The sequence below is a fragment of the Parabacteroides caecihominis genome, assembly GCF_023656785.1.
Classification (GTDB): Bacteria; Bacteroidota; Bacteroidia; order Bacteroidales; family Tannerellaceae; genus Parabacteroides; species Parabacteroides segnis.
In genome coordinates, this window is record NZ_JAMOKS010000003.1 from 167447 (window position 1) to 191495 (window position 24049).

Genomic DNA, 24049 nt, shown 5'->3' on the forward strand with positions numbered 1-24049 from the left:
TTTTCTTCATTATCTGATCCATTCATCAGCCGATACGTAAAACTCCTTGCCGGCCAGATTTTCGGGAATTTCTATACTGACCTGTTTATGTTCATCCGGTAGCAGGTTAAAATAACCATCAGAAACATATACCGGCAATAGCGACTTTCCCGATTCCTTGTCCCGCACATTCACTTTGATACCGGTAGCGATCTTTTGCGAGTTGTTTTTTATCTCTGCCCGGATCAATATCTTATTATCCTTTATCTTCGGTGTATTCCATTTTATGCGGAGTTCTGATTTTCCTCCTTCCTGTAAAACAGAGAAATCGGTTGGTTCGGAAGGGTTGATCCAATAATCATTCTCCGAAACGATCTTTCCCCGCCGGTCAGATAATTGGGTCCGGACGAGCGAAACGTCTCTGATTTCCGGAGGCAAAGTAATTTCCATACAGTCCGTCAGCTTGTTTGCTTCTAACTCCACAGAGATCTTTTTCTCATACAATTGCTTTCCTTTCAGATCGTACACCTTAAATAAGGCTTTCGCACCCGGCATGTTTTCAAGTGTCGTATTAACGACCTGTAGTTTTTTGTTTACTGAATTCCATTGGACATGTATCGGTTCGCAGGCTTTCTTCGCTCCATAGAATGAACCGTGCGTCTCATAATCATATGAATAAGTCTGCCAGATCATACTTGGCCATGCCGGATGGCTCATCCATAACAACAGACCACTGGCATAGTTCCACATTTTCTGATTCCAAGCTTCAAACATATTACGATACAGATTATAATTAATGAACTGGGCACGTGAACAGAATTCATCCGCATTACGTGACGGAGCCTGTCCTAACTTTTCCACATCACGGATATAGTTCTTCCAATCGAAACTTTCATAGTGTAAATCATGGTAATACCAAACATCACCGATAGGCCATAGATCTTCTTCCGGTATAAATTTGCGAAGAGTTTCGACGGTCGGTACGGACGGTGCTCCCAACTCCGTACTGAAACCATCCGCTTTTCCGGTCAGATACTCCAGCTGATTATCAATGTAGTGCCACGGACCGCTTGAACAAAGATTCAAATCCCTGGAGTTCCCGTGATAATGCCGGGTACCATCCACGGTATTGATTATCTTCTGAAAACCGTCTTCCAATATTTCCGGAGCATATCCTTCATTACGCGGACACCAGATGGCAATAGAGGGGTGATTACGGAAACGAAGGACAATATCCCGGGCATTGGCAAGGAATAATTCATCATCCAACGGTTCCAGGTTGTATCCCTGAGTCGAAATGGAAAAGTCATTCCAAACGAGCAAACCGTATTCATCACAAAGAGTATAAAACAATTCTTCCGTAGATTCTCCGGTCCAGTTTCTCACCATGGTAAAATTGGCTTCCTTATGCAAACGGAAATAAGGTTCCAACCGTTCACGGGTTACCCGTTTCATACCATCATCCATTCCCCAGTTTCCCCCGCGGCAGAAGATACGCTTTCCGTTTACACAAATAGTCAGGAAAGGATTTTCCGGCTGAGTGGTCTCCTTCTGGAGATATTGTATTGCTCCGTCAGTTAACGAAGGAATGACTATCGAAGAAAAAGCCGGGTTCTCCACCGGTACACGTTTCTTATAATCAAACAAAGATCTTCCTTCCTCTACATCCGTAGGGCTATACTGAAAACGTATATTTTCCTTTTCGGCTGTCTGTGCCATCAGTTCATAAGAAAGTTCCCGGATACCAAAACGGATCTCTTTCTTTTGCTTTACCTGATCCTCTTGAGCCACAGTCAGGGATAATTTATACAAAGCCTGTGCCCCATAACTGTTCGGCCACCATAAAGCAGGGTTATGGATACGGAGTTGTCCGAATTGCTCCGGTGTGAAACTTATATTTTTTTGTTCGGAAGGTTTCAGTATTACTTCCTGTGAAAAAGAGATATCTCCTATCTTTCCATTCACGGAAACCGTTTGTGTCTCAGGGGTTGTATTCACCAACCGCGTTTTAATTTTAATATCGGCATAAGTCGTATCCGGCAATGGCAGATCTGTGATGACCTGAGGATCTTCCATCAGGACATCACCTACCGGAACCAGTCTGACATCCTGCCAGATACCTATATTCCTGTCCCGGATACCGGGTATCCAGTCCCATCCTTCCGAAGAGATAAAAGTCGGTCCGTCCAGACAAAGGGCACCACCATTACCGCCAAACCATTCCTTATTCTCTTCAAACGGAATACCCGGATTATTGGGTGGAAAAATATGAACGGCTAATGTATTCATTCCCTGTTTATCCAACAAACCGGCCACGGGAAACAAGCCTCTTTTAAAGGCTCCGTTCATTGTACCCAGGCGGATGCCGTTCAACCAGATATCCGCCTTGTAGTTGATACCGTTCAGTAATATCTGATAGTCCGTATCCTTCATCGTCTGAGGTATCTCGAATGAGATGCGGTACCACCAGTCCATACGGCAAAGCGTATCCGGTATCAGTAAGTTATTCAGGCCATAATAAGGATCCGGATATACCGACTGTTCGACCAGTGTGGTAAGGACCGTTCCCGGCACAACCGCATTATACCATTCATCGGCATTTGTCCGGGTATCCCACAAAGACATACCTTTTCCTGCCAGCTTATATCCTTCGATCATCTCCCAACCGCCGGAAAGCAGGAAATTACCTTCTTCATCCTTTTGTAACTGTCCGGATACAGCTTGGTAGGTTTTCCTTTCCGTTATAATCTTTCCGGCTTTTGAACGGGGAAGTTCATCAGCCTGTTGCCTGACGGTCCGTCCGAAATTCAAGTTACTCTGCCCCTGTACTGACGCTCCGATCAACAGGAATGCCAGCAAACATAACCAATATATCTTTATCATAGTTTTACCTACTTTTTCAACAATTTATCTTCCATCACTTCTTTAAAAAGAAGATATGCTTCAGGAGTGATATGAATATGGTCTTCTTTGAAGTATTCCATAATAGGGCAATCATTCTCATCGACAAATTTATCCCAGACACTTACATAATCCATATAATCATACAATGCAGCATATTCTTCCATCAGTCGATTGGCTTTCTTGTATTTCTCAAAAGAGTTCACCCGGGCCGGACAAGGCTTGATGGAAACAAGCAGAATACGGCATTCCGGATAATGATAATGAATGAGACGGCTCATACAAATGACATCTTCCATAAACTGTTCAGGAGTAGTCTCCGTCTCATTCAAATCATTATCGCCTTCATAGATAACGACCTGGCGAGGATTAAAAGGCTTGACAACTTCATCGAAAAAATAGATCTGATCGCACATCATGGAACCACCGAATGCCCTGTTCACAACCACCGAGTTTGGGAAATACTTCTGTGTATCTCCCCATCGTGTAAACGTAGAGCTACCTATAAATAAAACACAACCTTGTTGGATTCCTTCCTTACTGTTTTTATCCCTTAACTCCTGAATCTTTTCTTCCCATCGCTCAGCCCGTTCATATTGGGCCGAAGCTAAAACGCAATGACAGAATAAAATACAAAGCAGAACTATCTTTTTCATGATCTATCACACCTTTCCTTCTTATTTTTTCACTTTAAAACACCAGAACCACGCTTCCCAACCATTAGACAAGACATGCGCCAGGACCAATTTATCTTCGGTCAACTTCAGAATGTCAAATTCATGAACCGTTTTCCCTCCTTCGTTCGGAGAAACTCCTTTCAGGATCGTTCCGTCCACAATTGTCAATGTACCGATAGACCAGGGAGTTCCGTCAGCCATCACCTTTTGTTTAGTCATATCAAACTTAAAACTACCCTTCTCCACAACTTTTCCGGTCTGACTTATCTTCGTAAAATTGGCAGCACCGTTCAGGTCGAAATGCATAACGCCGTCTTTCCCGACTTCCGGATCTTGATCATCCATATCTCCCGCCTTGATCGTTGCCCAGGCCGGAGCGGTATTTCCGGGATAGCCGCCATTTCCCCAAACGACATCGTCCGGACTTGTATAATCCCACATCCAGTCCTTACCATTTTTATCCGTTCCTGCAAAAATGGCCCATTCATCTTCTATCGGATAAAGAATATTGTCAATGGTCACCTTACGGGTCGTAGAAATGGTTCCTCCGGCACATATTCCGGTGAAAACGATCTCTTTCTCACCCAAAAACGGGACCAGTACCGTATCTTGCTGACGCACAGAGATGCCTGAACCATAATTCCAATGAGATCCGACCATCGGAGTATTATTGATCATAACAATCTTATTTCCTCCCTCTGTCAGCGGATATACATCCAACTTCAACTCGCTTTCCGCGATCACACTACCTTGTTTATGCTCCTCTTCTATCGGATTACAAGACAACTGAAACATTGCCAGCAGCGAAAAAAGAGCGAATATTATCTTTTTCATATAATTTCATTTAACTGTTTGATTAATACAATGCATCATTACCCCATCCCGGAGTTTGTTCAAGTACGCCGGCCGATAAATCAATCTGTGTTTTGGGTATAGGCATGAATCCTCCCGTTTCCTGGATACGTTGTGTCAGATTACCCATATTCATCACATCATCCACTCCATTATTCTTAACTTTTACGCCGTTCTGTTTTTCAAGGGATTCGCCTGCAATGCCCCAACGAAGCAAATCATAATAACGGGAACCTTCAAAGGCTAGTTCCCAACGGCGTTCATTCTGCAATGCCCTATCCGTATAAGCAGCCAGAGGGGTTAAACCGGCACGTTCACGTACCCGGTTCAAATAACTGACATCCTGTTTCAACTCTGCCATCATCAGCAATACATCTGCAAAGCGGATGATCACCTGATCCTGTGTGTTATCGATCTGGAAGTCAGGAGTTCGTCCATACAATATGCAACTGTAATTTACACAAGCTGTCGTTCCGTCCGACTTTGCCTGATGTGCGTTTATTGCGATATACTTCTTCTGCCAATAACCTGTTTCCTGTATCTGCATACTGGCTCCCCAGGTATAACTTTTTATATTCTCATCCGGATCGTTTACGTCCAAGATAGAAGCGGCACGCCTGAAGTCATTTGGTTCGCTTATCTCCCAGTCGCTTATCAGATTTGTACTGACCGGTCCTGTTCCCCAACCTTGTCCGAACGGAAATATATTCTCATAATTCGGTTGTTCACGAATGGAGAAATAAAGTACCGGTTGGTTTCCATAATAAATACTGGTAGAATGATTTCCCATTGCAGAATATTTAATGGAAAAGATCGTTTCGTTATTCAGGTCATCTCCCACCCAACTCAGGTTATTATCTGTAGCGAACTTATAATCAGGAGCCGTAGCGGAATTTGCGTAAGGCCATAAATTACCAAAATTGGAAACCAGCCCATGACCGCTATTATTAATACAGTCATCCAACCAGTTGATCACTTCTTGTTTTGTCACAGAACCGCCTTCAGTCAATGGCAGGGCGTCCTGCTTATAATATCCGGTATAAAATAAATAGACACGTGCCATCAATGATTCGGCAGCCCATTTCGTTGCATGTCCCAACTGGCTGTCTTTTACTTCATATTTTTTATCCGGCAACGTCTGAATGGCATATTTCAAATCATCCGCCATCTGAGCATATAACTCCCTGGCTTCGGCCCGCGGATTATTCACAGCTTCTGTCGTCAGAACCAAAGGTACCGTTCCAAACATACGGCATAATTCAAAATAGAAGTAAGCACGCAGAAATCGGGCTTCAGCGGCTATCTGATCCTTCAACTCCGGTTTTTCCCATGTCTTTACCACATCGAGAGTTTCCAGCAGCATATTGGAACGGAAAATCCCCTGATACATTTTTTTCCAGAAATCCGGGAACATATCGTCATTTATCTTTTTAAGCTGATCCATTGCTGCCCAGCTTCTATCTACGGCAGCTCCACCTCCCAGACGGTCATCCGAAAGCAATTCGGATACCAGAAAAGTGCATTGGTTTACATTTACTGATGGTAATATGGAATACACTCCGGTTAACGCATCCAATGCATCCTGCGATGTTTCCGGAAAACTCGACGTATCCTTTTTCACCAGATTTTCTGAATCCAGAAAACCGTCGCAACCTGTAAACAGGAATACAAGTAATGAAAGAAATGCTATCTTTTTCATATTTTAAATCGATTAGAATTTTAAATTAACACCTATCATATATGTTCTCGGACTTGGATAAAAGCCGACATCGATACCGGACACCCAACTCTTATCAGCACCATATCCGATTTCCGGATCCATTCCTGAATATTTGGTAAAGGTTGCCAGATTCTGAGCTGTCACATACAACCGGGCCTGACCTAACGGCATACGGGGGAATAGTTTCTTAAAGTCATATCCTAAAGTCACATTCTGGATACGGAAATAATCCCCGTCTTCAATGAATATATCCGATATGTACAGCCAGTTTACATTCGTCCCGGATGCAACACGAGGCAAGCGGTTGGAAGTGCCTTCACCATGCCAGCGGCCCAAAATGTCTGTTGTATAGTTTTCTTTCGGCTGGTCTGTAAACGACCGGTACGACTTGGCGATCTGGTTACCGAATACAGCATTTGTCGTTATCCCCAGGTCAAATCCTTTATATCCGAAGTTCAGTGTCAATCCCATTGTAACATCCGGATGCGGGTTACCGATCATACATTTATCTTTATCATCAATCACACCGTCCTTGTTCGTATCTGCAAAAATCAAGTCACCGGGAGCTGTATCTGACAATTTTGCTCCTGTATATTCTGCAATCTGCTTTTCACTCTGGAAAACACCCAACGTTTTATATCCATAGAAATAACCGATCGGGTATCCTTCCTGTGCCCGGTACATTTCCGTTGTACCTTCACTCAGAATATTCGGACTTCCGTGAATAATTCCTTCGGAGTTGGCAATACGGGTTACTTCATTCTTATTATGCGACAAATTCAGGTTTACCCCGTAAGTAAAATCTCCAACATGGTCATTCCAGTTCAAAGCCAGTTCAATACCTTTATTCCGAACATCACCGCCATTGATATAAGGAGCGTTCGTACCGTAGGAATCCAGAATAGGAGCCTGTACCAACCAATCTTTGGTTGTCTTTATATAATAGTCGAATGAAAGTCCCAGACGGCTACCCAGGAAACGGGCATCCAGACCTAAATCCAGCTGTTCGGAAGTTTCCCACGTTACATCCTTATTAGGTAAAATATCGGGATAAGCCCCGGAAGAAATAGTTTGCTTGTCCGGTCCGAAGAAATAATTGGACTTCAGGGACGAGATCGTTGCCAGATACTGGAACGGATCGATATCCTGATTACCGTTTTGTCCCCAGCTGGCACGGATTTTAAGGAAATCGAGATAATTTCTCGTCGGCTCCATAAATGCTTCGTTACTCATCACCCAACCGGCAGAAACTGAAGGGAAATAACCCCAGCGATTTCCTTTGGCAAAATTCGATGAACCATCGGCACGCATGACCAGGGTCAACAAATAAGTTTCCTTATAATCATAATTGATACGGCCGAAGAAAGAAGCGATCCCTCTTTTCTGTAAGATCCCATTTTTCATATAAGGAGAACCACCGACTGTCGTTTTATCGGCATAGATAACGGTTGTATTATCCAGATAGGCATGATCGAAGTCATCAAAAATCGAGTTGACATTGCTAGCCGATAAATTGTCACCTAAACCACTCCGTTCCATAGACTGACCAATCAAGGCGCTGAAATTATGATTATTATTGATTTTGAAATCATAACTTACCGTATTTTCCCAAAGCCATCCGGAATTGATAAACATACGTTGAGTCACCTCATTTTCTTTATTATACACATTCGAAGCCAACTCATAAACCGGTTTAAAACTGCGATAGGAATTAGCTTCCATTGTCAAACCGAAGCTGCTCCTGATCTTCAGGTTTTTGATCGGCTGTAAAGTCACATAGGCATTCGCTTTAATGTTATGTTTCTTTGTCAGGTTCTGACCATGTGCATAATCCATCAGGGCAACCGGGTTTTCACCGGTAGGATCCCAATCCAGTGCATAATGATAATTCCCGTCTTCGTCATACATAGGAAGGAACGGATTGGCCTTCAACGCACCATTGATATCATTCTGATACTGGTTGCCGATAGAGATTCCCGATTTTTCAGTATAAGAATATGTAAGATTTTCTCCAAACTTAATGATATCAAAGTCCTTATTTTTTAATAAGGTATGCTCGGTATTCAGACGAAATGTATAACGATCATACTTGGGCTGTACAGGTTTACCCAGAATACCTTCCTGTGAAGTATAGGAAATACCGATAGAATAAACGGACTGTTCGCTTCCTCCGGTAATATTCAGAGCATGATTCTGGACCGGGGCATTCTCATTCCTCATTTCATCCAACCAGTTCGTCCCTTTGTTCGTTCCATTGGCATAACTTTCCCAGTTGGGTACCATCGAACTAAAATCATAAGCAGGCAGGCCATCCATTAAACGACCTTCATTCTGTATCATCGCATATTCCTGTGCATTCAGTGTCGGAACCATTTTATATACATTCTGCACACCAAAATATCCGTCATAAGATATGGTCGCTTTTCCGGCACGCCCCTGTTTTGTCGTCACCAATACAACACCATTCGCAGCACGTGATCCGTAGATAGCAGCTGATGCCGCATCTTTCAGCACATCAATAGATTCGATATCGGCAGGATTCAGATTATTGATATCCGCACCGGTAACCCCGTCTATAATGTATAAAGGTCCCGAAGAACCGGTTGTACCCAAACCACGTATCGTCACATTGAAACCTTCGCCCGGCATACCGGATGATTGGGTAATGTTCACCCCAGGAGTCTGACTTTGCAAAGCTCCCAAAGCGCTCACCGTGTTCAGCTTCTGAATATCGTCTCCCTTCACCTGTACAGTCGCACCTGTTACCAGTTTTTTCTTCTGAATGCCATAGCCCACCACAACAACTTCATCCAAAGCCTGCGAATCTTCTTTTAAAGTAACCTGATAGATTGCAATGTTTGGCCTGACGGTCAATAACTGTTCCTGATAACCGATATACGTAATTTGTAAAATACTTCCGTCCGGAACAGTCAAGGTAAATCGTCCGTCCAGGTCCGTAACTGCACCGTTTGTAGTCCCTTTCTGAACAACGTTTACACCTATCAGAGGTTCATTACCGACCTCCGATACAACAATTCCGGAAATAGTCCTTCCCGTTTGAGCTTCTGCCTGCAGGTTTCCTAAAAGCAGGAAAACGGAAATGAAAACCAGATAAAAACTTCTATTTTTCTTTTCCATAAAAGAATTGATTTAATTGATTAATCACTATTTTTTTAATGTAATTCCCCTGGCGGGAACAATATGTTCTCGCTTATATAAATTTTAACATGAGACTTTTTGATAACTGAAACTTAAAGCCGTCTCAATAATTTAGCAGCTATTTCATTATTCATGACAATAGATTCATCCAACACAGCCGACCTGATTATTGCGGTCAATTCCTGATGCCATTTTACATCTCTCCACATACCGGCAAACTGCGGTCCGCAAAAATTACTCGTAGCTATTCCTGCCCACATCCCCGTTTGAGCAGCCGCTACTGTTCCTAAAGCACAAAGTTCTTTCACCCAATCCCAGTTCAGCAGAGGCCAGTCTTTATAATCTACAATCCCCCAGCATTCTGTAGTAATAAGAGGCCGTCCTGTTTTTCTTGCGATTTTCCCTGTCAGTTCTATTTTATCGGTCAGCAACTTCTGCCAGTACAATGGTTTCTCCCGGTAAAGCTTTTCAGCAGATCTCACCACTTTCTTATAGGCTTCGGGAGAAAACTGTCCATCCTTATAATCCACGATCTTATAAAACTCGCTGTTATTCTGATGAACCATCCATATATGATGCTCATACAAATCCAGGAAAGAAGTGTCTACTTCCTCATATTTCTGAACATCCCCATAATCAAAGGAAAAGAGGAAAGGCATATCCGGATATTCTTTCCTCATCCGATTCAAAGCATGTTTCATCCACTGAAGCGACTCTTCCTTATACCATTGTCCCCATACAACATGCGGATATTGGGATGAAAAGAAAGGAGCCCACAAATTTCCCGGCCATTCATTACACAGATCCACAAATAATACAGTATCCAACAGCCCGTCCGCTTCTATCGATTTAAGAGTTGATATCCAGCAATCAGCCATCTTGTCCGGGGTTGTTATCTTCATCCTGGTATCATCTACGTCCTGACGATACCAGGAAGAAAGTCCTACCTTGATATCGCGTTCCCGACATTTTGTAAGAAACTCATTCAAAGCAGGCTGGACCTGTACTTCATTTAAATCCGGACTTCCCCAAACCTGCTGGTTCCAGACTTCATTCAACATCCATTTCCCGGTCGGATTCTCTGCAACCAGATGCGGATAAGCATCAATACGTATCGCATTATAACCACGTTCGAGCAATTCATCCAACACCTTATCCCAGTCTTCGTAACCGGCTCCCGGCCAACGACGTTCCAACCAGGAAAAGTCCCACATGGTAATTGCACGGGGCAATATCTTTCTCTTATTCATTTCCGGAACTACCTCATTAAAAGAAGAAGTTCCAAACAGATCAAAAGAGGCAAGGCTACCCAAAGTTGCCATAGTAGTTTGTTTTATAAAATTCCTTCTGTCCATATTCATTACTTAAACGGGATAATTTGCATTTACACTATAAAACTCTTTATTCAAATGCTTGTGTATCCATAGGCTTTCTATTATTAGAATTATAACTGTTAACTATATCTCGGATTTCTATATGGCAAAGATATAGTCAGTTAATCCTACTTCTTTTCTTTATTTTTGCGCATAATGCTGGTATTTTACCATAATTTTGAAATCAGATAACTTTCCGGTTTTTTACTCCGAACTTTTTCTGATATTCTGACGGTGACATCTGTGTGGAGCGTTTAAACTGCTCAATAAAGTTTGACAAATTATTAAAACCAGCCTCCATACTTAACGTCGAAATCTTCATACGTCCTTCTATCAATAGCTTTTTAGCATGCCCGATACGTATATCATTCAAGTACTGTACAAATGTCTTTTTGGTACGTCCCCTGAAATAACGGCAGAAAGCATTAGGCGTCAAACCAACCAGTGAAGCGACTTCTTCCAGTTTTATCGGTTTTGTAAAATTCTTCATCATATACTGGTATACTTTATCGAATCTTTCAAAATCCGAAGAATTGACAGATTCCGTGAATCCGACACTTGCCAGCAACTCATATTCGTCTGTCGTCGCCATCATTTCCAGTAACGAGATAAAGTTGGTAATACGGGCAGCCCCGGTATCATTCACCGAACGTTGGATGAAAGAACCGATCGTATCTCTGGATTTTCCCATAAACTTAATGCCGCGCCTGGAACGTTCTATCAACTGACGAATATTGTTCATTTCCGGTAGGCGGATCAGATTTTCTTCAAAAATATCTTTTAGAAAGAACAAACAAAGGCAAGACGCCTTCAGTCCGGCACCTTGTTTAAAGAATTCATCATCATTCCGCCATTCATGGGGTAACTTCGGTCCTACCATACAAACATCACCTTCCTGGTATCTGTCAATATGGTCCCCGACAAAACGTGTTCCGGTACCTTCCAATATATACATAATTTCTATTTCGGGATGATAATGCCACGGAACAATAAAATGTGGCAAATCTTCTTTATAGAAGTTTATATAGCTATTGCTCGTAAATGGTAATTCCTGATAAAGTGGTATCATAATGTTTTATTTAATAAAGAAGATGGTTAGCTAATACATACTTATGCCTCTTGCACAAATATACAATCGAGCTTATATTAATATTTATTTGATATTCGCAGGAAATTATGGTATTTTACCATTAACATAAAATGGGATGTTAATATAACATAACCTTCAATATCTCTCCTCCTTTTCCATTGAAGTATTAAAGTATGGTTCAAAGAAAAATAAAAAAAGGATACGAACCAAAGGTATTTCTTCGGTTAACATATCCTTTTTTCTATGATATTTAATCTTTACTGATTCAGTACATGAATCGTATGGCAAGCCACCAACGCTGCTGTTTCTGTGCGAAGTCGGCTATCTCCCAACGAGATAGGTTCAAATCCCTTTTTTAGAGCCAGTTCTATCTCTTCAGGGCTAAAGTCTCCTTCAGGGCCGATCAGCACTAAAACGTTTTCACCTGGGCGATACGTTTGTTTTAATAATGTTTTATCTCCATCCTCACAATGAGCGATAAACTTACGACCGTCAAAAGGTTGGCTGACAAATGATTTGAAATCAGTCATTCCTTCCAGCTGGGGTAGTGTCGCCTTTTGCGACTGCTTCATGGCACTGATCAGGATCTTTTCCAGACGGGCTGGTTTTATCTCCCGCCGTTCTGAGAAACGACAATTCAGGCAGGTAATGGCATCAATACCGATCTCGGTCGCTTTCTCTGCAAACCATTCCATCCGATCCATATTTTTTGTCGGAGCAACTGCGATATGAAGGCGGAAGTTCCATAAAGCCGGTTGCTGCCAACTCTCCAGAATGGACACTTCGCAATGTTTATGATGGGCACGACTGATAGCCGCCTTATAAAAAGTACCTTTACCATCAGTCAGTAAAATTTCATCGCCTTCGGTCAGACGAAGTACACGAATACAGTGACCTGCCTCCTCTTCCGGCAGTTCCGGATTCACTGCAATATCCGGCGTATAAAATATCTGCACGTCTCTTTAATTTTCAATTTATAATTTTCAATTACCCGAGTATCATCCCTATAATCGTAGCCGACAGCACAGAAACCAAAGCACCGGCAATCATGGCCGGAAAACCGAAACGGGTTATCATTTCCTTCTTCTCCGGAGCCAGTACTCCCATTCCGCCTAACAGAATCCCGATAGACGAGATATTGGCAAAACCACATAATATATAGGTAGACATTAAAATCGACTTTTGATACATGAACATCCCGGCATCTTTCCACTCCTGCAACTGGAAATAAGCCACAAATTCATTCAGGATCGTCTTCTGTCCCAGCAAAGAACCGACAAGCATAATATCCGGTGACGGAATACCGATCAGCCACATAAAAGGAGCCAGGATAACTCCAAGAATAAACTGGAACGTCAATCCCTGCGCTTTACCGTCAGTCACCGAAACAATCCATTCATTCAAACCGGTATAACGGCCCAGCAGTCCTTCCAGAAGATAATTCGCCAAAGCTACCAGCGCAATGAATACCAAAAGCATTGCAGCTATATTGACCATCAGGCGGATACCGGTAGATGTTCCGGCAGCCAACGCATCCAAAGCCGTCGGATGAGAACTTCCTTTTTCCAGAGTGGCAGCCTGATCAACAGCAACTTCCGTCTGCGGACAAAGCATCTTTGCCAAAACGATCGAGCCGGGTGCAGCCATCAACGACGCCGAAATCAGATGCTTGGCAAACAACACCCTGGCTACAGGGTCACCCCCCGATAACATACCGATATAAGTTGCCATAACCGTTCCGGCGATAGTCCCCATTCCGGACACCATAACCAGGAAGATTTCCGACTTATTCATCGCCGGCAAATAATTCTTAATAAGTACGGGAGATTCAGTCATTCCCATAAATATATTTCCGGAGGTAACTAATCCTTCCGCACCCGATATATTCATAAACTTTCGTAGCAACCAGGAAAAAGCTCCCACAACACGCTGGATAATTCCCCAATAGTAAAAGAGGGAAACCAATGCTGAAAAGAAAATGACAACCGGTAATGAATGGATCAGGAATATAAACCCATTACTTTTGGTTGCATACGGTCCTAATAAAAAGCCAACTCCCGCCTGGGTAAAGTCCATCAGTTTAATAAACGCCTTCCCCATCCATTCCAAAGCTGTTCCCACGAACGGTACATAAAGAACTGCCAGGGCAAATATGAGCTGCATGATCAATCCGCCTCCTATCAACTTCCAGTCGATACGTTTCCGGTCATAACTCAAGGCATATGCAACAGCCAGAACTGTCACGATCCCCAGTATTCCACGTAAAAGGGACTCCAGACTAATCCCGCTCTGTTGGTCTATCATTTGGCACTGCCCTCCTCTTCTTCACGACGACGGATCTCATCTTTGTACATCTTTGCATATTCATAGTTCTCATCAGCTACGGCTTCTTCCATCCGTTCGCTCAGTTCTTCTTCATCCAGAAGAGAAAGCCATTTCTTCAATTCCGCCTCATCTTCTATATCTTCAGGCTCTTTGTCCAGCAAAGCATAATCGTTGTCATCCATTTCATCCGGCATCGAGGATTCTTCCAGCACGACTCCGCATTCTGAAACGATATGTTCTGTTGTATAGATGTCGCATTTCACCCGAAGAGCAATTGCAATGGCATCCGATGTCCGTGAATCGAGGCGTACCTGAGTTATGCCATCATCGAACAACAGCTCGGAATAGAAAACCCCGTCTTCGAACTTATAAATGAAAACCTCCCGTAGCTGAATGCCGAAAGCCTGGGCAAAAGTCATAAATAAATCATGAGTAAGAGGCCTGGGAGGCGTAATATGTTCTAATGCAATAGCAATGGATTGTGCTTCCGATGTCCCTACTATAATAGGTATACGACGGGCTCCGTTTTCTTCCGCCAGTATCAGGGCATACGCTCCCGACTGAATCTGGCTATTAGTCAGCCCTTGAACCCGTAATTTTATTTTTGTATCCACACCACATAAATTTTATAGTACTGATACAAAAGTAATATTATTTCGGAATTAAAAGAGGGAAAGTGGACAAATGATGATCGGTAAAGTCTATAAAAAAGAAAAGGTTGTCATCCCGACAACCAATCTTCATTGCTAACCTTAAATCTAATACCATGAAAAACACAGTGCAAATATAAGTGCTTTATGTTATTCAGCATAGTTTTATAGCACAAATCATACTTGTTTTAGCAATATTTTAGTAGAATACCTTATTTGGCAAGGTATATTAACAATCAATTCTTATCTTTCATATATTCATCCGCTTTCTCCTTCATCCGTTCAACACGTTTAGCTGTTTCGGGATGGCTTGAAAACATCTGGCGAAATTTGGATGATTTCGGTGCCTCTTCACTCAAACTCATCAGTTTATTCAATGAATTATGCATGCTGTACGGATCAAGACCATTAGCTACACTAAACTCAAAGCCGTAATCGTCTGCTTCATTTTCCTGTTTTTGAGAATATTGGGCACCGGCCAATGCTGTTGCCAGATCACCTAACTGGGAATCCGATAATTTAGCTACGACATCACTGGTTGCTCCTGCGGCATTTTTTGCAGCCGAAGTCAGATAAGCGTTCTTCATGGCATCTTTCGAATCGGAATGGAGCACATGACCGATTTCATGTCCGATAACAGCCATTACTTCATTGTCGTCCATCACTTTCATCAATCCGCCGCAAACACGGACACTACCGTCACCACAGGCAAAAGCATTTACGTCGATAACATTGTATACCTTAAAATTCAGATCCAGTCCGTCTACTTTGATATCCTTTGTCAGACGTTCCAGACGCTGCCCCATTTCCGTATCGGGACCAGCCACTTCATTATGGGTATCCATCCATTCGATATATTCACGGCTCATAGCCACTATATCGGCATCACTAAGTGTGACAGCTTTGGCAACATCGGTAGCGGCACTAACCACTTTCTTGGTGTTAATTGTTTTCCCTCCGATTTTAAACTGCGCAGAAGCAGTCAGGCTGACACCAGCCAGAAAAATCACTGATAATAACGTTGTTCTCATACTCAAATTTTATTTACATACTTAGTTCGTTTGCATTTGTATAAATTCCATCAACTGGTTAAATGTGACATCTTTTAGTATAACTTTTTTCGTTTTATCCAACAGGTAAAGGGTTGGAATTGCTTTCAGATCGTATATCTCATCATTTTTAAGGCTTACCGTATTATCATGGGAGTTTATCCAGGTTGCCGGCACATCAGGGATATGTTTCCGCCAGGCTTCCAGGTCCTCATCGGGATAGACAGCCAGAATCTTTAGTTTCTTATCAGACATCATCCGGCCGATCAACGGATCACCCGACAATTGTTCCGTAATTTCTTTACAGGCATGGCAATCCGGATTGTAGAAGAATAACAAAAGATAATCAGCCTTTACATTATATAATGTACCGGTTTTTCCATCGGCCAAGGTATAAGTAAAGTCGGTTGCCGGCTCACCTACCCTGTTCTTCAATGCCAGTTCCAATAAATGGGCAGGACGGATTTTGTTTACTTCATCGAGGACCGGTGCGGCCAGAACGGATTCGAGTACAGGGATATACAAAGATTCATCGCGCATCGGAGAGTTAGGATCATAAAGATACTTTTCATACAGACCGGCCATATGAGCAAAGAAGCTGCTATCAGCCGTAGCCTTGTGCATCATACCTTTGATGGAAGAGGTCGCAACTTCCGGAGTCACATATTTCATCAGGTCGATATAGTTGGTAAATGCCTGTTCCGTGATATCCGGCAGATGGATATACGCCGTATCGGTAAAATCAAATTTATCCCAATAATGCTGGACCAGATATTTGGCACGTTCGCCCGGATCGGTAATCATACTGGGGACGGCAACCATTTCAAAGGTTCTCGGCGTTGTATCCTCTTTCTCTGTTTTTGCAGTCTGCTGACCGTGACATGAATTAAAAATCAACGCAAATGCCAGCAAGCAAAGTATTCTGACTATCATATTTTTATGTTTTATAGTGCAAAGTTACTACAAAAAAGTGAAATGCGGAAAGATATAGTGATAGAATTGAGTTACAAGGGTTTTGGTTGAAGTGGCGATAATCCGTGAAGCCATTACAATCCCTGCCGAAGCCAAATCCTGACGCCGCTACGTTACTTGTTCGTAACCATGCCCGAAAATGCGACAAACGGGTACGAATAGCGAAACAAGGCTCTAAGGAATAGTGAGTTATCCATAACTCATGCGAAAAATCAGGTTACGGAAAAAGATTGCGCCGTTCCTCCCCGTTTTGCGTACCAACACCGGACTCTTCACCAACTAATTTTGAAACCCAAAAATTAAGGACAATGAAGAGTACATTTTCAGTAATCTACTACCTCAAGCGTCAGGTAGTGAAAAAGGACGGGACAGTTCCCGTCATGGGACGCATCACGGTGGACGGCAGCCAGACACAGTTCAGCTGCAAACTGACTGTCGATCCGAAACTGTGGGACACCAAAGGTGGACGTGTCACGGGCAGAAGCACGGCGGCACTCGAAACGAACCGTATGCTTGACAAGATGCGGGTACGCATCAACAGGCATTATCAGGAAATCATGGAGCGTGACAACTTCGTCACGGCGGAGAAGGTGAAGAACGCCTTTCTCGGACTGGAACACCGCTACCACACGCTGATGCAGGTGTTCCGCCAGCACAACGAGGACTACGAGAAGCAGGTGGAGGCAGGCATGAAAGCCAAAGGCACGCTGCTGAAGTACCGCACCGTTTACAAGCACATGCAAGAGTTCCTCGACATCCGCTACCATGTGAAGGACATCGCCCTAAAAGAGCTTACCCCGGCTTTCATCTCCGACTTCGAGATGTTCCTGCGCACGGACAAGCACTGCTGCACCAATACCGTGTGGCTGTACGTCTGCCCGTTACGGACGATGGTATTCATCGCCATCAACAACGAGTGGCTGACGCGCGACCCGTTCCGCGAGTATGAAATCAAGAAGGAGGAAACAACACGCAGTTTCCTGACCAAAGATGAGATCCGCCTGCTGATGGAGGGGAAACTGAAAAACGCCAAACAGGAATTGTACCGCGACCTCTACCTGTTCTGCGCCTTCACGGGGCTGTCGTTCGCGGATATGCGCAACCTTACGGAAGAGAATATCCGCACCTACTTCGACGAACACGAGTGGATAAACATCAACCGCCAGAAAACGGGCGTGGTGTCCAACATCCGCCTGCTCGACATCGCCAACCGCATAATCGGCAAATACCGGGGACTGTGCGGGGACGGCAGGATATTTCCCGTTCCGCATTATAACACGTGCCTTGCCGGTATCCGTGCCGTCGCCAAGCGTTGCGGCATCACCAAGCATATCACGTGGCATCAGAGCCGCCACACGGCAGCCACGACGATATTCCTCTCCAACGGTGTTCCCATCGAAACGGTCAGCTCCATGCTCGGACACAAGAGCATAAAGACGACGCAGATTTACGCAAAGATAACCAAAGAGAAGCTCAATCAGGACATGGAGAACCTTGCCGCAAGATTGAACGGCGTCGAGGAATTTGCAGGTTGCACCATCTAAAAAGAAAAGCCATGAAACGTGACACAATCATCATCGAGGACAAGGCAGTCAGCGTAACCGGTAACGACGTGTGGATGACCGCCACCGAAATAGCCGGATTGTTCCATACGACCGTCCCGGCAGTGAACGCCGCCATCAGAGCCGTCCGCAAGTCGGACGTGCTGAACGACTACGAGGTGTGCCGCTACATGCAGCTTGAAAACGGGCTGCACGCGGACGTGTACGCCCTTGAAATCATCATCCCGGTCGCTTTCAGGGTGAATACCTACAACACCCACCTGTTCCGCACATGGCTGGTGGGAAAGGCACTCTCACAAGAGAAACGGCAGACATACGTGATGTTCATACAGAACGGAAAAGCCGGGTATTGCTGATTGCACATACCCCATAAGACAAGTAAACGGGTAGCACCACAAAAGGTGTCACCCGTTTACTTTTTCATGAAACCGCCTCACTCCAGCGGCTTGCGGTAGTTCGCTTCCAGTACCCCGCGCAGCCCCGTTTCCGGGTAAAGCACCTTCCCTCCCAAAAGTATGAAGGGCAACACGCGGTTGTTGCGGTATTCCTGCAAGGTGCGCCGGCTCACACGGAGCAGTTCCGACACCTCGCCGTCCGTCAGGTAACGTTCCCCGTCCAGCGGAGGACGGTAGCTTTCCAGAAATGCGGACAGCCATTTCGAGCCTTTGCGCATATCCTGCACCACAGAGGCTATCGGCTCGTCTTCCATCGTAAAAACATCGTTGTTCTCGTTCATCATAACTTCGGATTCAGTGGGTGAATAAATCAAATCATCTGCCGTGCGGATAGAGCGTGCCGACAAGCGGTATCAGCCGCTTCACCTCCTCTGGCTTGTAATAGAACCTGCGGTTTATCTGCGAGTAGCCGATAAGCCGCCTGTCACGCAGCGTCTGCAACGTGCGCGGGCTTATTCTCAACTGCCCGCAGACCTCCTCGCCCGTGAGCCATCTTTCCATGCGCCCCGTGTCGCTTTTGCGCCTCAGGGCGGCGACCTTCTCCGAGAGTGCGCCGAATGCCGCCACCATCATCTCGAAAGTCTTTTTCTCGATAGATACTATTTCCATATTCATGTCATTTAGAGTTTGCCGCAAAGGTAACGAAACGGCATACAAGACGTATCGTTTTCCGCTGAAAGGCTGCCTGTTGCGCCGTTTGACCGGGTTACGGAGCCATCTTCCGCAAAAATCTTACGTGAGTCACGTAGTGAGTTGTTAAAGCCCCTTTTGTTTATTGCCGAATTTTGTCGCAGAAACAAAAAGAAAGGACTGAACATGAAAGTGATAACAATGGAAAGTTCCGCCTACAAGGAGATGATGGCGCAGATTGCGAACATCGCAGGGTACATCCGCGAGGCAAGGGACGAGAAGAAACGGAAGCGGGAAACCGAAGACAAGCTGCTTGACACGGCACAGGCGGCGAAGATGCTCAACGTGAGCAAGCGCACCATGCAGCGTATGCGCACCGACCACCGTATCGAGTATGTGGTGGTACGCGGAAGCTGCCGCTACCGCCTTTCCGAGATACTGCGGCTATTGGAGGACAACACAGTAAGGAACGAGGAAGGGACAATAGACACCCTGTTCCACAACCACACGCTGCGCACGGGCGGCAAACCAAAAGGAAGGAGGACATAGGTCATGGAACTGCTCACACGAAACAACTTCGAGGGCTGGATGCAGAAGCTGATGGAACGGCTCGACCGTCAGGACGAACTGCTGCTGGCGATGAAGGCTGAGGGGAAACAGCCCACTATCACGGAAAGCATCCGCCTTTTCGACAATCAGGATTTGTGCATGTTGCTCCAGATAAGCAAACGCACCCTCCAACGCTACCGCAGCGTAGGCGCATTGCCCTACAAGACGCTGGGCAAGAAGACCTATTACAGCGAGGAGGACGTGCTGACATTCCTTTCCAACCATATCAAGGACTTCAAAAAGGAAGATATAGCCTTCTACAAGGCTCGTATCCATAATTTCTTTCATAAATAACCCATTAAAACATTTTTCAGATGGCAAAGAAAAAAGACGAAAAGGACGTGCTGGTAGTCCGTGACGAGAAGACAGGCGAGATCAGCGTGGTAGCCGGGCTGAACGCGGACGGCACACCCAAGCGCACCCCCGCAAAAGCGGAGAACGCGCAGAGTTTCCTGCAATTCGACCGACATGGCGACGTGCTGGACAACTTCTTCAAGAACTTCTTCCGGCAGTGCAAGGAACCCAGCCGCTTCGGTTTCTACCGCATTGCGGCAGACCAAGCTGAAAATCTCTTAGAGGTGATGAAGCAACTGCTGAAAGACCCCGAAGCGAACAAGGAGCTGCTCGCCCCTCACAAGGTGGACACCTCCGACTATGAGAAGAAGGTGCAGGAAGAGATGGCAGCACAACAGACAGAGAAACAAGAACCTCAAAAACAGGAGAACATGGAACAACGGAAAGAACAGCAACAGGACAAATCCGAACAGATGCAGGGCAAACGTGGCTACCAGCCCATCGACGAGAGTAAAATCAACTGGCAGGAGCTGGAGGACAGATGGGGCGTAAAGCGGGACAACCTTGAAAAGTCCGGCGACCTTACGAAGATGCTCAACTATGGCAAGTCCGACTTGGTAAAGGTCAAACCGACCTTCGGCGGCGAATCATTCGAGCTGGACGCCCGCCTCTCCTTCAAGAAGGACGGTGAGGGAAACATCAGCCTCGTGCCGCACTTCATCCGCAAGGAGCAGAAGCTGGATGAGTACAAGGAACACAAATTCTCCGACAATGACCGGAAGAACCTCCGCGAAACGGGCAATCTCGGTAGGGTCGTGGACATTGTGGACAGGGAAACGGGCGAGATCATCCCCTCCTACATCAGCATCGACCGCAAGACGAATGAAATCACGGACATTCCGGCAAGCAGGGTGCGCATCCCGGAGCGCATCGGCAAGACGGAAATCACCACGCAGGAGCGGGACATGCTCCGCGCCGGACTGCCCGTACGCGACAAGCTCATCGAGCGCAACGACGGCAGAAAGTTCGTCACCACCCTGCAAGTGAACGTGGAGCAGCGCGGCGTGGAGTTCGTGCCGGGAACCGGCAAGTCGCCCCGTACCGCACAGACACAGGAAACCAAAGGCGACACATCGAAAAGTCAGGCGCAGGGCGGGGAAAATGCCGCACAGACCAAGAAGGAGCAACGCCGCAACACGTGGACGAACGAGGACGGCAGCATCCGCCCCATCAGCAAATGGAGCGGCGTGAGCTTCACCGACCAGCAGAAAGCCGACTATGTGGCGGGTAAAGCCGTGAAGCTGGAGAACGTGACCGACAAGCAGGGCTTCCATGCCACGATGTATATCAAGTTCAACCCGGAGAAGGGACGCCCGTACCGCTACGACACGAACCCTGACAATGCACAGCAGGTTGCTCCGTCCAACGAGAGCCGCACGCAGGTGGCGGTGAACAACGATGGCAAGACCAACGAGGCTACAAAGAATCTGAGAGAGCCGTTGCAGAAAGGTCAGACCAACCCGAAGGACGCCCGCCAGCAACAGCAGCAGGAGAAGCCGCAGAAGAAAACGGGCAAGGGCATGAAAATGTAATCCCGTGTCCGCCACTGAATCCAAAATAAAATCCAAAGTATCAACAAAAAAGAAGAAGACATGAAGACAATCATTGCAGAAAAGCCCTCCGTGGCACGTGAAATCGCCCGCATCGTGGGCGCGACAAAGAGAGAGGAAGGATATTTCGAGGGAGGCGGTTATGCCGTGACATGGGCATTCGGACACCTCGTTCAGCTTGCCATGCCCGACGGCTACGGCGTGCGCGGATTTGTCCGTGACAACCTCCCGATTATTCCCGACACATTCACGCTCGTCCCCCGTCAGGTCAGGACGGAGAAAGGTTACAAGCCCGACAGCGGCGTGGTGTCGCAGATAAAAGTCATCAAAAGACTGTTCGACACAAGCGAACATATCATCGTGGCGACCGATGCCGGACGCGAGGGAGAGCTTATCTTCCGCTACCTCTACCACTATACGGGTTGCACCACTCCTTTCGTGCGCCTGTGGATCAGCTCTCTCACCGACAAAGCTATCCGCGAGGGACTGCGGAAACTCGAAGACGGCAGCAAATACGACAACCTCTACCTCGCCGCCAAAGCGCGGAGCGAATCCGACTGGCTCGTGGGCATCAACGGCACACAGGCGTTATCCATCGCCGCCGGACACGGCACGTATTCCGTGGGGCGGGTGCAGACACCAACGTTGGCTATGGTATGTGAACGCTACTGGGAGAACCGCCGCTTTACGTCCGAAGCATTCTGGCAGCTCCATATCGCAACGGACGGTTGCGACGGCGAAGTCGTGAAATTCTCATCCTCCGAGAAATGGAAAGAGAAAGAACCGGCGATGGAACTATATAATAAGGTAAAGGCGGCAGGTTGCGCCACTGTCACGAAAGCCGAGCGCAAGGAGAAGACGGAGGAAACTCCCTTGCTCTACGACCTGACCACGCTCCAGAAAGAAGCCAACGCCAAGCACGGCTTCACGGCGGAACAGACGCTTGAAATCGCGCAGAAACTCTACGAAAAGAAGTTGATAACCTATCCGAGAACGGGAAGCCGCTACATCCCCGAAGACGTGTTTGCCGAAATTCCCAAACTGCTCGCTTTCATCGGCACACAGCCCGAATGGAAAGACAAGGTGCGGGCAAAAGCCGCCCCGACACGCCGCAGCGTGGACGACGGCAAGGTGACAGACCACCATGCCCTGCTCGTCACGGGTGAGAAACCGCTCTTCCTCTCCAAAGAGGACAATACCATCTATCAGATGATTGCCGGGCGCATGGTCGAGGCATTCTCTGAGAAATGCGTCAAGGATGTGACCACTGTCACGGCGGAATGTGCCGGAGTGGAGTTTACCGTAAAAGGCAGCGTCGTGAAGCAAACCGGATGGCGTGCCGTCTATGGCGAGGAAAAAGAGGAAATTACCATCCCCGGCTGGCAGGAAGGCGACACGCTGACACCGAAAGGCTCGTCCATTACCGAAGGAAAGACCAAACCCAAGCCGCTGCATACCGAAGCCACCCTGCTCTCGGCAATGGAAACGGCGGGCAAGGAAATTGAGGACGACGCACTGCGGCAGGCGATGAAGGACTGTGGCATCGGTACTCCCGCCACACGCGCCTCCATCATCGAAACGCTTTTCAAGCGCGGTTACATGGAACGCTGCAAGAAGTCGCTTGTTCCCACCGAAAAAGGACTTGCCCTCAATTCCGTCGTCAAGACGATGCGCATCGCCGATGTTGCCATGACGGGCGAATGGGAAAAGGAGCTGGCGCGTATCGAGCGCGGGGAACTGTCCGACGACACCTTCCGCAAGGAGATAGAGGCGTACACACGTGAGATAACCTCCGAACTGATCTCGTGCGACAAGCTCTTCGGCAGCCGTGACTCCGGCTGCGCGTGTCCCAAGTGTGGCACGGGCAGGATGCGGTTCTACGGCAAGGTGGTACGCTGCGACAACACGGAGTGCGGACTGCCCGTGTTCCGGCTGAAAGCGGGACGCACCCTGTCCGACGATGAAATCAAAGACCTGCTCACCGAAGGGCATACCAAGCTGCTCAAAGGGTTCAAGAGCAAACAGGGCAAGAGTTTCGATGCTGTTGTCGCCTTTGACGGGGAATATAACACGACTTTTGTGTTCCCGGAGGCTAAAAAGGACAAGAAATTTTCAGGACGGAAGAAATAGTATTAACTTTGC

Annotated in this window: 20 protein-coding genes; 6 read left to right on the top strand and 14 right to left on the bottom strand. The window is 46.2% G+C overall.

Annotated features, from left to right (window positions below; genetic code table 11):
- Positions 1 to 9: 9 nt before the first annotated feature.
- The 12 genes from NBH14_RS03285 to NBH14_RS03340 form a co-directional block, all read right to left on the bottom strand.
- Positions 10 to 2862 carry a glycoside hydrolase family 2 protein gene (locus tag NBH14_RS03285; RefSeq protein WP_128133799.1) on the bottom strand — a complete coding sequence of 951 codons (2853 nt, stop codon included), beginning with the start codon at positions 2860 to 2862 and terminating at the stop codon, positions 10 to 12.
- An 8-nt stretch (positions 2863 to 2870) separates the two neighbouring features.
- Positions 2871 to 3536: a GDSL-type esterase/lipase family protein gene (locus NBH14_RS03290; RefSeq protein WP_128133800.1), complete on the bottom strand. Its 666-nt coding sequence runs from the start codon at positions 3534 to 3536 to the stop codon at positions 2871 to 2873.
- 21 nt (positions 3537 to 3557) lie between these two features.
- On the bottom strand, positions 3558 to 4391 hold the full coding sequence (locus tag NBH14_RS03295) for a hypothetical protein (RefSeq protein WP_128133801.1): 834 nt from the start codon (positions 4389 to 4391) through the stop codon (positions 3558 to 3560).
- A gap of 22 nt (positions 4392 to 4413) precedes the next feature.
- Positions 4414 to 6108 (bottom strand): RagB/SusD family nutrient uptake outer membrane protein, encoded by a 1695-nt coding sequence (locus NBH14_RS03300; RefSeq protein WP_250817133.1) that lies wholly within the window; start codon positions 6106 to 6108, stop codon positions 4414 to 4416.
- Between the two features lie 12 nt (positions 6109 to 6120).
- Complete coding sequence (locus NBH14_RS03305) at positions 6121 to 9267, bottom strand: SusC/RagA family TonB-linked outer membrane protein (protein ID WP_186958766.1); 3147 nt, start codon at positions 9265 to 9267, stop codon at positions 6121 to 6123.
- A gap of 113 nt (positions 9268 to 9380) precedes the next feature.
- Complete coding sequence (locus NBH14_RS03310) at positions 9381 to 10610, bottom strand: cellulase-like family protein (RefSeq protein ID WP_233567021.1); 1230 nt, start codon at positions 10608 to 10610, stop codon at positions 9381 to 9383.
- 235 nt (positions 10611 to 10845) lie between these two features.
- Positions 10846 to 11730 carry an AraC family transcriptional regulator gene (locus NBH14_RS03315; protein ID WP_010800151.1) on the bottom strand — a complete coding sequence of 295 codons (885 nt, stop codon included), beginning with the start codon at positions 11728 to 11730 and terminating at the stop codon, positions 10846 to 10848.
- A gap of 278 nt (positions 11731 to 12008) precedes the next feature.
- Positions 12009 to 12707 carry a 16S rRNA (uracil(1498)-N(3))-methyltransferase gene (locus tag NBH14_RS03320; protein WP_250817135.1) on the bottom strand — a complete coding sequence of 233 codons (699 nt, stop codon included), beginning with the start codon at positions 12705 to 12707 and terminating at the stop codon, positions 12009 to 12011.
- A gap of 31 nt (positions 12708 to 12738) precedes the next feature.
- Positions 12739 to 14055: a NupC/NupG family nucleoside CNT transporter gene (locus NBH14_RS03325; protein WP_128134948.1), complete on the bottom strand. Its 1317-nt coding sequence runs from the start codon at positions 14053 to 14055 to the stop codon at positions 12739 to 12741.
- Positions 14052 to 14690 (bottom strand): bifunctional nuclease family protein, encoded by a 639-nt coding sequence (locus tag NBH14_RS03330; protein WP_186958764.1) that lies wholly within the window; start codon positions 14688 to 14690, stop codon positions 14052 to 14054. The genes NBH14_RS03325 and NBH14_RS03330 overlap by 4 nt, the downstream gene beginning before the upstream one ends.
- Before the next feature lie 272 nt (positions 14691 to 14962).
- Complete coding sequence (locus NBH14_RS03335; protein ID WP_128134949.1) at positions 14963 to 15757, bottom strand: M48 family metallopeptidase; 795 nt, start codon at positions 15755 to 15757, stop codon at positions 14963 to 14965.
- A 21-nt stretch (positions 15758 to 15778) separates the two neighbouring features.
- Positions 15779 to 16708, bottom strand: coding sequence for a DUF5106 domain-containing protein (locus NBH14_RS03340; RefSeq protein WP_128134950.1), 930 nt, complete (start codon positions 16706 to 16708; stop codon positions 15779 to 15781).
- A 347-nt stretch (positions 16709 to 17055) separates the two neighbouring features.
- Between NBH14_RS03340 and NBH14_RS03345 the strand changes: the two genes are divergently transcribed.
- The gene (locus tag NBH14_RS03345) at positions 17056 to 18291 is read left to right on the top strand and encodes a site-specific integrase (RefSeq protein WP_004291422.1); all 1236 of its coding nucleotides are present in this window, start codon (positions 17056 to 17058) and stop codon (positions 18289 to 18291) included.
- Positions 18292 to 18302: 11 nt separating this feature from the next.
- Positions 18303 to 18665 carry a hypothetical protein gene (locus NBH14_RS03350; RefSeq protein WP_004291423.1) on the top strand — a complete coding sequence of 121 codons (363 nt, stop codon included), beginning with the start codon at positions 18303 to 18305 and terminating at the stop codon, positions 18663 to 18665.
- 77 nt (positions 18666 to 18742) lie between these two features.
- On the opposite strand, the gene NBH14_RS03355 is transcribed toward NBH14_RS03350, so the two are convergent.
- Both NBH14_RS03355 and NBH14_RS03360 read right to left on the bottom strand, forming a co-directional pair.
- Complete coding sequence (locus NBH14_RS03355; protein WP_004291424.1) at positions 18743 to 19048, bottom strand: helix-turn-helix domain-containing protein; 306 nt, start codon at positions 19046 to 19048, stop codon at positions 18743 to 18745.
- A 31-nt stretch (positions 19049 to 19079) separates the two neighbouring features.
- Entirely contained in the window at positions 19080 to 19379 is a 300-nt protein-coding gene (locus NBH14_RS03360; RefSeq protein ID WP_004291426.1) for a helix-turn-helix domain-containing protein, read from the bottom strand.
- 138 nt (positions 19380 to 19517) lie between these two features.
- Here NBH14_RS03360 and NBH14_RS03365 point away from each other — a divergent pair, with 138 nt between their 5' ends.
- From NBH14_RS03365 to NBH14_RS03380, 4 genes are read left to right on the top strand one after another with little or no spacing between them, the layout of a single operon-like run.
- Positions 19518 to 19943, top strand: coding sequence for a helix-turn-helix domain-containing protein (locus tag NBH14_RS03365; protein ID WP_004291432.1), 426 nt, complete (start codon positions 19518 to 19520; stop codon positions 19941 to 19943).
- A 3-nt stretch (positions 19944 to 19946) separates the two neighbouring features.
- Positions 19947 to 20297 (top strand): helix-turn-helix domain-containing protein, encoded by a 351-nt coding sequence (locus NBH14_RS03370; protein WP_004291454.1) that lies wholly within the window; start codon positions 19947 to 19949, stop codon positions 20295 to 20297.
- A 20-nt stretch (positions 20298 to 20317) separates the two neighbouring features.
- Positions 20318 to 21889, top strand: a complete 1572-nt coding sequence (locus tag NBH14_RS03375) for a DUF3945 domain-containing protein (RefSeq protein ID WP_004291455.1) — start codon at positions 20318 to 20320, stop codon at positions 21887 to 21889.
- Between the two features lie 60 nt (positions 21890 to 21949).
- The gene (locus NBH14_RS03380; RefSeq protein ID WP_004291456.1) at positions 21950 to 24037 is read left to right on the top strand and encodes a type IA DNA topoisomerase; all 2088 of its coding nucleotides are present in this window, start codon (positions 21950 to 21952) and stop codon (positions 24035 to 24037) included.
- Positions 24038 to 24049: the final 12 nt, after the last annotated feature.

Bases quoted from the DNA above. Each gene is read 5' to 3' on its own strand.
- NBH14_RS03325 (WP_128134948.1), bottom strand. From the start codon at position 14,055: ATGATAGACCAACAGAGCGGGATTAGTCTGGAGTCCCTTTTACGTGGA.
- NBH14_RS03355 (WP_004291424.1), bottom strand. From the start codon at position 19,048: ATGATGAACGAGAACAACGATGTTTTTACGATGGAAGACGAGCCGATA.
- NBH14_RS03380 (WP_004291456.1), top strand. From the start codon at position 21,950: ATGAAGACAATCATTGCAGAAAAGCCCTCCGTGGCACGTGAAATCGCC.
- NBH14_RS03290 (WP_128133800.1), bottom strand. From the start codon at position 3,536: ATGAAAAAGATAGTTCTGCTTTGTATTTTATTCTGTCATTGCGTTTTA.
- NBH14_RS03340 (WP_128134950.1), bottom strand. From the start codon at position 16,708: ATGATAGTCAGAATACTTTGCTTGCTGGCATTTGCGTTGATTTTTAAT.
- NBH14_RS03305 (WP_186958766.1), bottom strand. From the start codon at position 9,267: ATGGAAAAGAAAAATAGAAGTTTTTATCTGGTTTTCATTTCCGTTTTC.
- NBH14_RS03350 (WP_004291423.1), top strand. From the start codon at position 18,303: ATGAAACGTGACACAATCATCATCGAGGACAAGGCAGTCAGCGTAACC.
- NBH14_RS03335 (WP_128134949.1), bottom strand. From the start codon at position 15,757: ATGAGAACAACGTTATTATCAGTGATTTTTCTGGCTGGTGTCAGCCTG.
- NBH14_RS03375 (WP_004291455.1), top strand. From the start codon at position 20,318: ATGGCAAAGAAAAAAGACGAAAAGGACGTGCTGGTAGTCCGTGACGAG.
- NBH14_RS03370 (WP_004291454.1), top strand. From the start codon at position 19,947: ATGGAACTGCTCACACGAAACAACTTCGAGGGCTGGATGCAGAAGCTG.
- NBH14_RS03300 (WP_250817133.1), bottom strand. From the start codon at position 6,108: ATGAAAAAGATAGCATTTCTTTCATTACTTGTATTCCTGTTTACAGGT.
- NBH14_RS03285 (WP_128133799.1), bottom strand. From the start codon at position 2,862: ATGATAAAGATATATTGGTTATGTTTGCTGGCATTCCTGTTGATCGGA.
- NBH14_RS03360 (WP_004291426.1), bottom strand. From the start codon at position 19,379: ATGAATATGGAAATAGTATCTATCGAGAAAAAGACTTTCGAGATGATG.
- NBH14_RS03310 (WP_233567021.1), bottom strand. From the start codon at position 10,610: ATGGCAACTTTGGGTAGCCTTGCCTCTTTTGATCTGTTTGGAACTTCT.
- NBH14_RS03295 (WP_128133801.1), bottom strand. From the start codon at position 4,391: ATGAAAAAGATAATATTCGCTCTTTTTTCGCTGCTGGCAATGTTTCAG.
- NBH14_RS03345 (WP_004291422.1), top strand. From the start codon at position 17,056: ATGAAGAGTACATTTTCAGTAATCTACTACCTCAAGCGTCAGGTAGTG.
- NBH14_RS03315 (WP_010800151.1), bottom strand. From the start codon at position 11,730: ATGATACCACTTTATCAGGAATTACCATTTACGAGCAATAGCTATATA.